Genomic DNA, 13061 nt, shown 5'->3' on the forward strand with positions numbered 1-13061 from the left:
TCATATGACATTATCCGCCTGTTTTAACTTGAGCGGAGCTGGCGCGTGCTGCAGACAGAAAACCCCACTGGGTGTTGCCCTTTGTGCGGCAGTGATGACCTTTACCCGCTGTCGTGTAAAGAACGACTTTATTACCGTTGTCGAACCTGTGAGCTGGTGCATTTGGAACCTGCGCAAAGGTTGTCTGAGCAGGCTGAAAAGGCTGTTTATGACGATCATGAAAATACGGTTGATGATCCCGGGTATCGCCGTTTTCTGTCACGCGCATTTGATCAGGTCAGGCAGCAACAGCCACCACCCGCCAAGGGGCTCGATTTTGGCTGTGGCCCGGGGCCTGCTCTGGTTGAGATGGCACGTGAAGCCGGCTATGAGATGTCACTGTATGACAAGTATTACCATCCTGACTTGGCGTCTCTGCAGCAATCGTACGATTTTATTACCTGTACCGAAGTGGTCGAGCACCTGGCCGACCCCCTGACCGTTCTGGATCAGCTCTGGTCATTGCTGACTCCGAACGGGCTGCTGGTGCTGCAGACCAAGCGGGTGCTGGATGACGAGCGCTTTCGCAGCTGGCACTACCGCAATGACCCTACCCATATCACCTTTTTTGCCGAGGAAAGTTTTAACTGGCTGGGCGAGCGCTGGGGCAGTGTGCCCGAGTATCCGCATAATGATGTGGTTTGCTTCGTCAAACTGCCTAGCGAATGACACCTTCAATCTTAAGCTGATCGAGCCTGGAGTCTTGATTCGGCAGCAATCGTTGCAGAACTTCTAATGTGTGCTCACCCAATGCCGGGGGGGCTGTTTCGGCATTCAGAGCATGTCCATTGAAACGGATAGGGTTACTAACCAATGGCACTGTCCCTGCTACCGGGTGTTGGCGCTCAATGCGCATGCCTCTGTGACATATTTGAGGATCTGCGAACACCTGAGCCAGGTTGTTGATAGGGCCGCAGGGTACGCCAACTTTTTCCAGCTCATCCAGCCAGAAGGCAGAAGGGTGTTTTGCGATGCAGGCACTCAGTTGTGGAATGAGCTGCTCGCGGTTTTCAACACGGCTATTATTGGTAGCGTAGTCAGAATCATCAGCCAGCTCGGGTATACCGGCAACCTCACAGAAACGCTGGAATTGCGTGTCATTGCCCACGGCCAGAATGATGTGTCCATCGGCGCTGGGAAACACCTGGTAAGGCACAATATTGGGGTGTGCATTTCCCATCCGCTCCGGGGAAATTCCGGTCGTAAGGTAGTTCATTGCCTGGTTGGCAAGAACGCCGACCTGTACATCCAGTAACGATAAATCAATCCAGGCTCCGTCGCCGGTTCTATCACGCTGCAGCAGCGCGGACAGTATGGCTGTAGCCGCGTACATGCCTGTAAACAGATCGGTAATGGCTACGCCGACCTTGACCGGTTCGCTGCCGGGGACGCTTTCGGGTTGTCCGGTCAAACTCATCAAACCACCCATGCCTTGAAGCAGGAAGTCATAGCCTGCTCGCTCTGCATAGGGGCCATCCTGGCCAAACCCTGTAATAGAGCAGTAAATCAGGTCGGGTCTGACGGCTTTAAGACTCCCGTAATCAAGGCCGTAGCGGGCAAGTCCTCCTACTTTGAAGTTTTCAAGAACCACGTCTACCTGAGAGGCCAGTTCCCGGATCAGTTGTTGGCCCTCGGGGTGAGCAATGTCGATGGCAACCGATTCCTTGCCACGATTGGCGCTTAAAAAGTAGGCCGCTTCCCGGGTATCTTTCAAATAGGGTGGACCCCAACTGCGGGTATCGTCGCCACGCTTAGGGTGTTCCACCTTGATCACTTCAGCACCCAGGTCAGCCAAGTGTTGGCTGCACCAGGGGCCTGCCAGAATACGGGACAAGTCCAGCACTCTGATTCCTGCCAGGGGTTTATCCATAATACACCTCCAAAGCAGGCGGCTCGGAAGCCGCCGCCAGGCGTTAGAAGAATGCTTGAATACCTGTTTGGGCTCGACCCAGAATCAGTGCATGCACATCGTGGGTGCCCTCGTAGGTGTTGACGGTTTCCAGGTTGACCATATGGCGCATAACGCCGAACTCGTCGGAAATCCCGTTGCCTCCGTGCATGTCGCGAGACATGCGTGCCACATCAAGTGCTTTGCCGCAGTTGTTGCGTTTGATCAGCGAGACCATCTCTGGTGCCCAATTGCCACTATCCATTAAACGACCGATCTGCAATGCGCCCTGCAGGCCCAGTGAAATTTCGGTCTGCATGTTGGCCAGTTTCAACTGGACCAACTGGTTAGCGGCCAGCGGTCGGTTGAACTGCTTGCGGTCAAGTGTGTACTGGCGTGCTGCGTGCCAGCAGTACTCGGCGGCGCCCATGGCTCCCCAGGCGATACCGAAGCGGGCCTTGTTGAGGCAGCCAAAGGGGCCTGCCAGACCACTGGCATTGGGAAGAAGGTTTTCTTCGGGTACGAAGGCTTCATCCAGCACAATTTCACCGGTAATACTGGCACGCAGGCTTAGCTTGCCTTCAATTTTGGGTGTCGAGAATCCTTCGGTGCCGCGCTCGACGATAAAGCCTTTGATCTTGCCGTCATGGGCTTCTGATTTGGCCCACACAACGGCTAGGTCTGCGATGGGACTGTTGGTAATCCACATTTTCTGGCCGGTCAGTCGGTAGCCGCCATCTACTTTTTTGGCGCGCGTGATCATGGAGCCCGGGTCAGAGCCGTGGTCTGGCTCGGTCAGACCGAAACAACCGACCCATTCGCCACTGGCGAGCTTGGGCAGGTATTTGCGTTTCTGCTCTTCGGAACCGTAGGTTTCTATGGGATACATAACCAGCGATGACTGAACGCTCATGGCTGAACGATAACCAGAGTCGACACGCTCAACTTCACGGGCGATGAGTCCATAAGCGACATGGCCGATACCGGCGCCGCCGTACTCTTCGGCGACGGTTGGTCCGAGAAGGCCCATTTCGCCCATCTCCTTCATGATCTCCCGATCAAAACGTTCCTCGCGGTAAGCGCTGAGAACACGAGGCTGCAGCGACTGCTGACAGTAGGCATGGGCCGCATCACGGATCTGGCGCTCTTCTTCAGTCAATTGCTGCTCCAGCAGCAAGGGATCATCCCAATTGAAGCTTGCAAAGTTGGACATCTGTGTACTCCCGATTTATTTAGTGCTCGTTTTCTACTGGTGTTTGTGTTCCGGCGAACAGCCGCACCGGAGTTGTTGAGTCTTTATTACCCGTTAACCAGCTGCGCAGGGGCTGGCAGTCGCTCTGCAGGCAAAGTTGCATAGGGCTTGTGAATGCTGAGTCCGGCAGAATCAGCTCAGGTATGCTCAAGGAGGCAGCGGGGCGGCTGATCCACCAGCCATCGATCAGGCGGGCATCAGGGGCGGGCTCCATGCCCGCACCACTTTGCTGCACCGCTGATTCCACCAGCAAAAATTGCTGGTCACTGAGGCGGTATTGTTCATACCAGCCGCTATGTTCTACGGAGTGCTGCCACCGCAGGGTGAAGCTATCGGTCTCAATACATCGAGCCTCTATTGCTGCGGCTAGTAACCCGATACACAGCAGGCTCATATCAAACGGGCTCCGTAGAAAGGCTGTTTCCACGTCGAACCTGGTACCAGTGCCAGATCAGGAAGGCTGCCCCGAGTGCAAGTCCGATTTCGTCCGTAATCGGCATGGCTACAACCATGCAACCTGCTGCAGCACTGGCCCAGAGTCTTTCAGGCCAGTTTAGAGGCGCATACAGATAACCGATGGCAGCCGAGCCCCAAAGTGCGATTGCAAAGACAGCCTTGAACGTTACCCAGGCGCTCATCCAAAGACTGTCACCCTGGAGCATAAGCGCCGGGGCGTATACCGCCATGAATGGCAACAGGAAACCGGCAATGGCGATGCGCAGGCAGATCATCGAAATTCGCATGGCTGGGGCATTGGCGATGGGTGCAGCGGCAAAGGCGGCGAGTGCAACCGGAGGCGTAAGGTTGGCCATGATTCCGAAATAGAACACGAACATATGGGCTACGATCACCGGTACACCGAGCTGAACCAGCACCGGCCCGGCAATAGAGCTGGTAATGATGTAATTGGGAATCGACGGAATACCCATGCCCAACACAATGCAGGTCAGCATTGTTAGCACCAGGCTCAGAAACAGGCTTGATTGACCAATGTCGACGATAGCCGAGCCGATCGTAATGGGCAGGCCTGTCAGGGTCAGGATCGCGATGATTACACCAACTACGGCACAGGCAATACCAACGCCGGTTGCACTGACAGCACCTTGGGCAAGGCTGTCGAGACAGAGTTTAAGAGTGTCGCGCCCTCCCTTGAGGATAAGTTGCGGCAGGATAAGTATCCCTATCAGGGCGAAGATGGCACCGGCGCCGTACTTGAAGAATGCCGAGCATGCCAAACCGACCATAATCCAGAAGGCTACCTTCATATAGGTTTGGCGCAACGGACCGGATAAGGCACTGCCGAGGATCAGCACAACCGTAAGCAGCAGGCCAATAGTACCGGCAAACAGAGGGGTATAGCCGCCAAATAGCAACCAGACCAGCGTCATCAATGGCAGGAGCAGATACCAGCGCTCTTTCAGTGCCAGCAAAGGCCGGGGGCATTCCGCTTTGGGTAAGCCCTTCAGGTTACAGCGGCCGGCCTCCAGGTGGACCATCCAGAGTACGGTCGCAAAGTAGAGCACAGCAGGAATGGCGGCAGCCTTGACCACATCTACATAGGGGGCGCCAATGGTTTCCGCCATGATGAAAGCAACGGCACCCATCACAGGGGGCATGATCTGTCCCCCCATGGAAGCGGTTGCCTCAACAGCACCGGCAAACGCGGGACGATAGCCAAAGCGCTTCATGAGTGGAATGGTGAACAACCCGGTCGTTACCACATTGGCGATACCTGAGCCGGAAATGGTGCCCATGATGCCGGAAGAAACCACAGCGACTTTGGCCGGGCCGCCTTTGGTGTGGCCGACAGTGCCTAACGACAAATCATTAAACAGGCCAACCATGCCGGCCTGTTGCAGGAAACTGCCGAAAAGAATAAACAGGAACAGATAGGTCGATGACACGAAGGTGGGAATGCCGAAAATTCCTTCGGTGCCAAGGAAAAGTTGCTGCAATACCTGATCAGGCGCATAACCTCGATGCCCCAATGGTTCGGGCAGGTACTGGCCGAACAATCCCCAGAGCAGGAACAGACCGCAGACCACTGCCAGACCAATACCCATACAACGTCGAGCACCCTCGAACACCAGTGCAACCATCAGTGTGCCCACGATCAGGTCCTGGGTTTCCGGCAAGAAGCGCAACATGATGTCCGCTTCAAAAATCCAGTGATAGAAACCGAGCGCAAACCCGGTCAAACCGAGAGCCCAGTCATACCATGGAACCTTGTTCTGACCTGACCCGTTTGCTCGGTAGAGCGTCAGAGCAAGCAATATCAGGAAACCCACGTGAACAGATCGCACCACCAGACTCGACAGCGGTGTGAATACAGCGGTGTACAGCTGGAACAGGGAGAAGGCAATGGCGATACAGTAAAGCGGTCGAATGAGCATGGCTGCGCGTGTCTCGACCTCCGGCGCCGTATCCGGCACCGGATGAGTGCTTGCATCCGTCATATTGATATCCGCAGGTCATGGGGCCCCGAAAGGCCCCTGGCATTATTACTTAATCAAACCAACTTCACGGTAATACCGCTCGGCACCGGGGTGCAGAGGAATGGGCATGCCGTTCAGTGCATTTTCCAGCTTGATCTGGCGCCCCGCTGCATGAGCGGCTTCAAGGCGGTCGCGGTTATCAAACAGCTCGCGAGTCATCTTGTAGGCAGTGTCATCTGCAACGTTTGTGGAAGTAACCAGAAAGTTAACCACTGCCACGGTGGAAACATCGGCGTCCTGGCCATCGTAGGTTCCGGCAGGAATAGTGGTAGAAATATAGGCCGGGTTGTTGAGCGCTTTCGCAACATCAGCGCCAACCGGAACGATCGTGATATCCAGCGCAGTGCTCAGGTCACGGATAGATGCCACCCCAAGCCCTGCCGACTGCAGTGTTGCATCGATCTGACGGTTCTTGATCAACTCCACTGATTGGCCGAAGGGGAGGTATTCCACCCGACTGAAGTCGTCGTAGCTCAGGCCGGCTGCACCAAATACTCGGCGAGCATTCAGTTCTGTACCAGAGCGGGGCGCGCCAACCGAAACTCGCTTGCCTTTCAAATCCGCCAGGGATTTAATCCCGGAGGCTTTGCTCGCCACGATTTGAATGTAGTTGGGGTATATGGCAGCCAAGCCACGCAGCTTATCCAGCTTATTGGGAAAACCTGCTTCCTTGTCGCCATTCCAGGCGGAGTTCACAGAATCCCCCAGCGCAAACCCCAGTTCGCCTCGGCCAATTTGGATCAAGTTTAGGTTTTCCACGCTGGCTTTGGTGGACTGTACGGACGCCTTTGCCCCCTCTATTTCATCGTTGTATATCTTGGATAGTGCAACGCCCATTGGGTAGTACACGCCAGACGTACCACCGGTAAGCACATTGATGTAGTCGGATGCCTGTGCAGACATGGAAAGAGCTGCCGTCAGAGTTGCGGCGCCCAGAGTTCGTATCAATCCTTTGGTTTGCATAGTCGTTGTCTCTGTTGGTTTGTTTTTATATCAGATCCAGCATGCAGCTCGGCTGTCAGGCCAAGTCTTAACTATACTATTTATACTAATAAATATAATTAAACAACCAGGATCGAAAAATTATCAAGTTTGTGGCAGGATGGGCATCCCTCCAAAGGCATTCGAAAACATGCAAAAACAAGACTTTGAATCCCCTCAACGCATCAAGCGCGCTGATCAGATAGTTGAATCCGTAAAGCGGTGGGTTGTTGTTAACGGCAAGCAGCCTGGTGACCGTTTGCCCAATGAGCGCGAGTTGATGGAGCAGTTTGAATGCTCCAAAGGAACGGTGCGCGAGGCTCTCAAGTCACTGGAAGTGCAAGGGTTGGTCAGAATCAAGACAGGACCCAACGGCGGCGCGGTGCTGGAGCGAGTGCCCTATGAAAAAGCCAGTCAGTTGTTGCGTAACTTTTTGCACTTCGACCAACCGACAGGGCCTGAAATTTATGCCTTGCGAACTCTGGTAGAGCCAGAGATAGCAGCTTTGGCGACACCACGGCTGCAGGATGAGGATTTTGCTCGGCTGGAGTCACTGGTTGCCTGTTGCGAGACACCTGCAAGTAATTTTGATGAGCGAATGCAACAGCGTATTGCTGAACTGGAGTTTCACGTTGTGCTGGCAGGGTGTTGTGACAATGCCATGCTTGCGTTCATTGGCCGTTTCCTGAACGACATGATTCGTGATCTGGTTATCTTCAAAAAAGCACAGCTACCGGAGCAGCAGGAGTTTTCCTGCGCCAACCTGAACTATCATAAGCAGCTGATGGATGCTTTCCGTGAACGCGATGCTGATCGCGCACGTGAGCTGATGAGAGAGCACATGCAGTCTGCTGAACATTTCAACCGCGAACTGGAAGGGCAGCTGCAAAAGCACTTCCTCGCCTGAGCTGTCGATTTTTGCCAAATTTGCTGCCGAATATTGTCATGGCGGCCGTCACGGTCCTGATTCACACTAAGGTTATTCCCTTATAAGGCGCTGTCGCATGTTGGCAGCCACACGAATAACCAAGGTGAGAGTGTTATGGATTTCAAAAACGTACCCGCAGTTGTTACCGGTGGTGCATCCGGTCTGGGTGAAGGTTCGGCCCGTGCACTGGCGGCCGCTGGCGCCAAGGTTGCGATTTTCGACCTGAATGAAGAGCGCGGTCGCCAGATCGCTGAAGAACTGGGTGGCATCTTTGTCCGCTGTGACGTGTCCTCGGCCGAAAGCGCGGAAGCGGCGTTTGCGGCAGCACGTGAAGCGCATGGTCCCTGCGGTATTGCCGTCAACTGTGCCGGTATCGCCCCAGCCGGCAAGATCGTCGGCAAGGAAGGCCCGATGCCGCTGGAAGACTTCAACAAGGTCATACAGGTCAACCTGGTGGGCAGTTTCAATATCATGCGCCTGGCTGCCGCCGAAATGGCCACCCGTGAAGCGAACGACGATGGTGAACGTGGCGTGATCATCTCCACCGCGTCCATCGCCGCCTACGAAGGCCAGATCGGGCAGGTCGCCTACAGTGCATCCAAGGGCGGCGTGGTGGCCATGACGCTGCAGGCGGCCCGTGAGCTGGCGCGCAGCGGTATTCGTGTTAACACCATCGCCCCCGGCATTTTCATGACGCCGATGATGGCCGGTTTCCCGCAGGAAGTGCAGGACAGCCTGGCCGCGACCCTGCCGTTCCCGCAACGTTTGGGTCGTCCTGAAGAATACGGCATGCTGGTAGAGCAGATCGTGAAAAATCCGCTGCTCAACGGCGAAACCATTCGTCTCGACTGCGCGCTGCGCATGGCACCGAAGTAAGCGAGGATCGAGTGATGAATGCAGCCGTAATCGATACCGAAGAGCTGGACCTTTTCCGTGAAATGGTGCTGCGCGCACTGGAACGTGAAGTCGCGCCGCATTATGAACAGTGGGAACGCGAGGGCATTACGCCGCGGGCGCTCTGGAATACGTTGGGCGAAGCGGGTTTGCTGTGCGTGGACGCGCCCGAAGACCACGGCGGTTGTGGTGTGCCCTTTGAGTATTCGGTCATGCTGGTCACCGAAATGGCCCGACTGGGCTACGGTGCCCTGGCCACCAATGTAATGGTGCACTCCGATATCGTCGCCCCTTATATCGCCCACATCGGCAATGACGAGCAGAAAAACCGCTGGCTGCCGGGCATGGTGTCCGGTGAGGTGGTCGGCGCCATCGCCATGACCGAGCCGGGTGCCGGCAGCGACCTGGCGGCGCTGCGCACCACGGCGGTCCTGGACGGTGACGAGTATGTGATCAACGGCTCAAAAACCTTCATCACCAACGGTCAGCACGCCGATATGGTGATCGTCGCTGCCAAGACCGATCCGGCGGCCGGCGCCAAGGGTGTCAGCCTGTTTCTGGTGGACACCACGCTGCCGGGCTACGGCAAGGGCCGCAATCTGGAGAAGATCGGTCAGCACAGCGGCGATACCTCGGAGCTGTTCTTCGAAAACCTTCGCGTGCCCAAATCGGCCCTGCTGGGCGAAGAGGGCAAGGGCTTCATGTATCTGATGCAGGAACTGCCCCGTGAACGTCTGGTGATCGGAGCCATCGGTGTTGGCGCCGCCCGCGGTGCGCTGGATATGACCATCCAGTATGCCGATGAGCGCACCCTGTTTGGCCAGAAGCTGAAAGAGCTGCAGAACACACGCTTTCGCATCGCAGAGATGGAGACCGACTACCGCGTCAACAAGGCGTTCATTGATCAGTGCATCAGCGCGTACTCCCGCGGCGAGCTGGATGCGGCCACCGCGTCCATGGCCAAGTACACCGCCACCGAGATGCAGTGCCGCGTGGCCGATGGCTGTCTGCAGCTGTTTGGCGGCTATGGCTACACCACCGAATACCCGATCTCACGCGCCTTCATCGACGCCCGTGTGCAGCGCATCTACGGAGGCACATCCGAGGTGATGAAGGAAGTCATCGCGCGCTCGGTGCTTGGACGGTAACGCAACGGTCAGCCGAGTAACGGATCGGAATATTAGCGACATAACAGGAGTAACAAGATGTCAGACAACAGCATTGTGATTCTGGGCGCGGCCCGTACCCCCATGGGCGGCATGATGGGCGCTTTGAGCGACGTGCGTTCACCGGACCTGGGTGCGGTGGCCATCGAAGCGGCCATCGAACGTGCCGGCCTGCAGCCGAGCGATATTGATGAAGTGATCATGGGCTGTGTTCTGCCCGGTGCGCTGGGCCAGGCCCCGGCCCGTCAGGCGTCTCGCAAGGCCGGCATCCCGGATGCAGCCGGTGCCACCACCATCAACAAGATGTGTGGCTCCGGCATGAAAGCGGTGATGCAGGCCCACGACCAGATCAAGGCGGGCAGCGCCAGTATCATGATCGCCGGCGGCATGGAAAACATGAGCCAGGCCCCCTACATGTTGCCCAAAGCCCGTGCCGGCATGCGCATGGGCCACGGTCAGGTGCTGGACTCCATGTTCTTCGACGGGCTGGAAGACGCCTACGAAGGCGGCCTGATGGGCGTTTTCGCCCAGCGCTCTGCTGATGAATACAACATCACCCGCGAAGCGATGGATGAGTTTGCCATCGGGTCACTCACCAAGGCACTGGCCGCCATCGAGAACGGCTGGTTCAAGGACGAGATCGCACCGGTCACCATCAAGGGCCGTGCGGGTGACACCGTTGTCGACACCGACGAGCAGCCGGGCAACGCCCGTCCGGACAAAATTCCGCAGCTGAAGCCGGCGTTCAAGAAGGACGGCACTGTGACCGCGGCCAACTCCAGCTCCATCAGCGACGGCGGTTCCGCCCTGGTGCTGGCCACTCAGGCCGAAGCCGACAAGCGCGGCCTTAAACCAGTAGCGCGTATCCTGGCGCACTCCACCCATGCCCAGCTGCCGGCCGAATTCACCATCGCCCCGATCGGCGCCATCCAGAAGGTGCTCGACAAGGCGGGCTGGACTAAGGACGAGGTAGATCTGTACGAGATCAACGAAGCCTTCGCCGTGGTCTCCCTGCTGGCGATTAACGAACTGGGTCTGGATGCCGACAAGGTCAACGTCTACGGCGGCGCCTGCGCCCTGGGGCACCCGATCGGCTCCTCCGGCTCACGCATTCTTGTCACGCTGCTCAACGCCCTTAAGCAGCGCGGCCTGAAGAAAGGGGTTGCATCCCTCTGTATCGGTGGTGGCGAAGCGACAGCCGTCGCAGTCGAGCTGCTCTGATCAGTATTTGCCTGGATTACATCTCTGCCCTTGGCTCTTGAATGAGAGTAGGCCACCTTCGGGTGGCCTTTTTTTGCGTGGTGTTCAGGTATCACCGTATTAGTCTTTTTGGGTGTTGCTTTGGAGCTACATATTGGTAAAGTCTAAAAATTCACCAGCAGGAAGTCGGTGGCCGCAATGACAGGGAAAAGGGGATGGGTTGATGGCAGGGATGATTACAGCAGCTCTCTCACTATCGATCGCTTTCTTGAGCCGTGTTTGCTCCCTTGCCTGTTGTGCGTGCAACCCGATCCGCGTGATGGTATGCATGGGAATACCTTTTTGTCTTTGGGCCTGCTATGAAAATCAAGGTGTTAGCTGGTTGGCTGAGGATTAAAAGGTATACCCGATAATAATTATTATGGGGTAGAAGACCTCATAATTGGGCTGTTAGGCATTAAAAGGAAATCTCAGAATGCAGCTATATTATTTCACTATCTTGCAGCGAGATGATGAGTATCTGGCAGTTATTGAAAATCAGAATACGTATTGGGAACTAGGCCATTATTATGATCAAGGCTTTACTTTAGTTATGAGTGTGCAGGCTTTTAACGCCAAAAGTGCCATTGAAATAGCAAAGCAGAACACCAAATCTGAAATAGCTAGGCTTCAGTTTGAATTAAACGACTTAAGACAGAAATACCAGGAATTACAAAATGAAAGGCGCTGGGGGAGATTTGGTAGAAGCTCAATTGGAATAAATAGCCAGCCCAATGATATAGACCCATTAGAGGTGTTAGGATTTAAAGAAATGCCATCGCGGGAAGAATTGCGAAAACGCTACAAGTCGTTGTCTCAAAAAGTTCATGCAGATAAAGGTGGTAATGATTTTTTAATGAGAATGGTTAAAGAAGCTTACGATAATCTTTCCAAAAATGCCTAACAAGCGCATGTTGTCGGACTGGTTTTCCGCTGCGCTCCAAACCAGCCGCAAATGTGGGCGTTATGCGTGAATGGAGGCAGAAGTTTTGACTGAGTCGGCTGAAATATCAAATGAGGTTGCAGAGGAAATCCTCATATTGGTAAATGTCATATATCAAAATAATGACCGCGCGGCTCAATTGTTACGATTACACGCACTAACAGAATGGTATATTGAACGTATATTACAGGTGTTGTTGAAAAAGCCTGATATTATTATTAATGATTCTAGATTCACTTATTCTCATAAACTGAAGCTCGCATATTCGATGAATGGCATCGATGAAAAGGAAGAAAATGCTCTTCGCCGTTTATCTAAGCTGAGGAACGAATGTGCTCATAGCATGGCTCCTCAGATCACAGATAAGCAAATCATAGATGCTAGTCAGCCTATTGCTGAGGAGTTCAAGCTGGCCATGGCAGATCGAAAAAAAGATGGCATAGCACAAGATGTATTCCAAGCATATATCTGGGCAATATTTTCACAGCTAAGTCAGAAAGCTGCATTGTTGGAAATGATTCATGAGGGGATATACGGCGAAAGCGCATAACAAAAGTGTGATGTTCGCCGCTGTCGCGGCTGGGACCTCCACTACGCTGGCGCTTCGTTACGGCCCCATACACTGGCGTTATGCAATAAGGAGAAAACGGTGCTAAAGCCCGTAATACAGGAAGAAACTACAGGCTGCGGAATTGCATCGGTGGCCAATGTGCTGGGTAAAACCTACTCGGAAATGAAGGCCGTAGCGAATGCTATGGGTATCTATGCCGAAGATAAATCGCTTTGGTCCGATACCCAGTATGTCAGGAAGATGTTGTCCAGTGCCGGAGTTGAGACGTCTCCTGATGAAATTCCTTTTGAATCATGGAGCAGTTTGCCTGATCTGGCACTACTGTCCATCAAGCACCATCAGGAAAATGGCAAAAATTTCTGGCATTGGGTTGTTTTCAAACGTCTGAAAGACCAAGAGTTTGTCTTGGATTCGGCAAGCTACCTGCCTTCCAATATTCGGACGGATTTTGATGAGATGCAGCCCAAATGGTTCATTGAGATCATGAATGCATAACAAACCACAGCAGTCGCTCCCGTTGGTTGCTGGGACCACCACAACGCTGCGCTTTTGTGTTGGCCCCTGTGAGGGGCGTTAGTGCGTCAAGCGAAGCTTGATGCATCTTGCAGGGTGAAAGTCCCTGTCAGGTAAGGGCTAACCACCCACCTGTATCGAGTGTTGCGCGT

General features: G+C 54.6%; 13 protein-coding genes. 8 read left to right on the forward strand and 5 right to left on the reverse strand.

Going from position 1 to position 13061, the window contains the following annotated elements:
* The first annotated feature begins 45 nt into the window (after positions 1-45).
* Positions 46-708 carry a class I SAM-dependent methyltransferase gene (locus ABIE61_RS04645; RefSeq protein ID WP_354407183.1) on the forward strand — a complete coding sequence of 221 codons (663 nt, stop codon included), beginning with the start codon at positions 46-48 and terminating at the stop codon, positions 706-708.
* On the opposite strand, the gene ABIE61_RS04650 is transcribed toward ABIE61_RS04645, so the two are convergent.
* From ABIE61_RS04650 to ABIE61_RS04670, 5 genes are read right to left on the reverse strand one after another with little or no spacing between them, the layout of a single operon-like run.
* Positions 698-1909 (reverse strand): CaiB/BaiF CoA transferase family protein, encoded by a 1212-nt coding sequence (locus tag ABIE61_RS04650; protein ID WP_354407185.1) that lies wholly within the window; start codon positions 1907-1909, stop codon positions 698-700. The genes ABIE61_RS04645 and ABIE61_RS04650 overlap by 11 nt on opposite strands.
* Positions 1910-1952: 43 nt before the next feature.
* The gene (locus ABIE61_RS04655) at positions 1953-3140 is read right to left on the reverse strand and encodes an acyl-CoA dehydrogenase (RefSeq protein WP_354407188.1); all 1188 of its coding nucleotides are present in this window, start codon (positions 3138-3140) and stop codon (positions 1953-1955) included.
* 19 nt (positions 3141-3159) lie between these two features.
* Positions 3160-3573, reverse strand: a complete 414-nt coding sequence (locus ABIE61_RS04660) for a DUF1850 domain-containing protein (RefSeq protein ID WP_354407190.1) — start codon at positions 3571-3573, stop codon at positions 3160-3162.
* A gap of 1 nt (position 3574) precedes the next feature.
* Positions 3575-5635 (reverse strand): TRAP transporter permease, encoded by a 2061-nt coding sequence (locus ABIE61_RS04665; RefSeq protein WP_354407192.1) that lies wholly within the window; start codon positions 5633-5635, stop codon positions 3575-3577.
* 45 nt (positions 5636-5680) lie between these two features.
* Positions 5681-6637 (reverse strand): TAXI family TRAP transporter solute-binding subunit, encoded by a 957-nt coding sequence (locus tag ABIE61_RS04670; protein WP_354407194.1) that lies wholly within the window; start codon positions 6635-6637, stop codon positions 5681-5683.
* A gap of 169 nt (positions 6638-6806) precedes the next feature.
* Between ABIE61_RS04670 and ABIE61_RS04675 the strand changes: the two genes are divergently transcribed.
* The 7 genes from ABIE61_RS04675 (at position 6807) to ABIE61_RS04705 (ending at position 12891) form a co-directional block, all read left to right on the forward strand.
* The gene (locus ABIE61_RS04675; protein ID WP_354407196.1) at positions 6807-7562 is read left to right on the forward strand and encodes a FadR/GntR family transcriptional regulator; all 756 of its coding nucleotides are present in this window, start codon (positions 6807-6809) and stop codon (positions 7560-7562) included.
* 135 nt (positions 7563-7697) lie between these two features.
* Positions 7698-8459, forward strand: a complete 762-nt coding sequence (locus ABIE61_RS04680) for an SDR family NAD(P)-dependent oxidoreductase (RefSeq protein ID WP_354407199.1) — start codon at positions 7698-7700, stop codon at positions 8457-8459.
* A gap of 14 nt (positions 8460-8473) precedes the next feature.
* A complete protein-coding gene (locus tag ABIE61_RS04685; RefSeq protein WP_354407201.1) occupies positions 8474-9625 on the forward strand; it encodes an acyl-CoA dehydrogenase family protein in 1152 nt (383 codons plus the stop codon).
* 57 nt (positions 9626-9682) lie between these two features.
* Complete coding sequence (locus ABIE61_RS04690) at positions 9683-10864, forward strand: thiolase family protein (protein ID WP_354407203.1); 1182 nt, start codon at positions 9683-9685, stop codon at positions 10862-10864.
* A gap of 454 nt (positions 10865-11318) precedes the next feature.
* Positions 11319-11786 (forward strand): J domain-containing protein, encoded by a 468-nt coding sequence (locus tag ABIE61_RS04695; protein WP_354407206.1) that lies wholly within the window; start codon positions 11319-11321, stop codon positions 11784-11786.
* Between the two features lie 70 nt (positions 11787-11856).
* Positions 11857-12375 (forward strand): hypothetical protein, encoded by a 519-nt coding sequence (locus ABIE61_RS04700; RefSeq protein WP_354407207.1) that lies wholly within the window; start codon positions 11857-11859, stop codon positions 12373-12375.
* A gap of 99 nt (positions 12376-12474) precedes the next feature.
* Complete coding sequence (locus tag ABIE61_RS04705) at positions 12475-12891, forward strand: hypothetical protein (RefSeq protein WP_354407210.1); 417 nt, start codon at positions 12475-12477, stop codon at positions 12889-12891.
* Positions 12892-13061: the final 170 nt, after the last annotated feature.

Source organism: Marinobacterium sp. MBR-111 (assembly GCF_040547585.1).
Taxonomy (GTDB): domain Bacteria; phylum Pseudomonadota; class Gammaproteobacteria; order Pseudomonadales; family Balneatricaceae; genus Marinobacterium; species Marinobacterium iners.

Bases quoted from the DNA above. Each gene is read 5' to 3' on its own strand.
- ABIE61_RS04675 (WP_354407196.1), top strand. From the start codon at position 6,807: ATGCAAAAACAAGACTTTGAATCCCCTCAACGCATCAAGCGCGCTGAT.
- ABIE61_RS04685 (WP_354407201.1), top strand. From the start codon at position 8,474: ATGAATGCAGCCGTAATCGATACCGAAGAGCTGGACCTTTTCCGTGAA.
- ABIE61_RS04665 (WP_354407192.1), bottom strand. From the start codon at position 5,635: ATGACGGATGCAAGCACTCATCCGGTGCCGGATACGGCGCCGGAGGTC.
- ABIE61_RS04680 (WP_354407199.1), top strand. From the start codon at position 7,698: ATGGATTTCAAAAACGTACCCGCAGTTGTTACCGGTGGTGCATCCGGT.
- ABIE61_RS04655 (WP_354407188.1), bottom strand. From the start codon at position 3,140: ATGTCCAACTTTGCAAGCTTCAATTGGGATGATCCCTTGCTGCTGGAG.
- ABIE61_RS04660 (WP_354407190.1), bottom strand. From the start codon at position 3,573: ATGAGCCTGCTGTGTATCGGGTTACTAGCCGCAGCAATAGAGGCTCGA.
- ABIE61_RS04650 (WP_354407185.1), bottom strand. From the start codon at position 1,909: ATGGATAAACCCCTGGCAGGAATCAGAGTGCTGGACTTGTCCCGTATT.
- ABIE61_RS04670 (WP_354407194.1), bottom strand. From the start codon at position 6,637: ATGCAAACCAAAGGATTGATACGAACTCTGGGCGCCGCAACTCTGACG.
- ABIE61_RS04695 (WP_354407206.1), top strand. From the start codon at position 11,319: ATGCAGCTATATTATTTCACTATCTTGCAGCGAGATGATGAGTATCTG.
- ABIE61_RS04700 (WP_354407207.1), top strand. From the start codon at position 11,857: ATGGAGGCAGAAGTTTTGACTGAGTCGGCTGAAATATCAAATGAGGTT.
- ABIE61_RS04690 (WP_354407203.1), top strand. From the start codon at position 9,683: ATGTCAGACAACAGCATTGTGATTCTGGGCGCGGCCCGTACCCCCATG.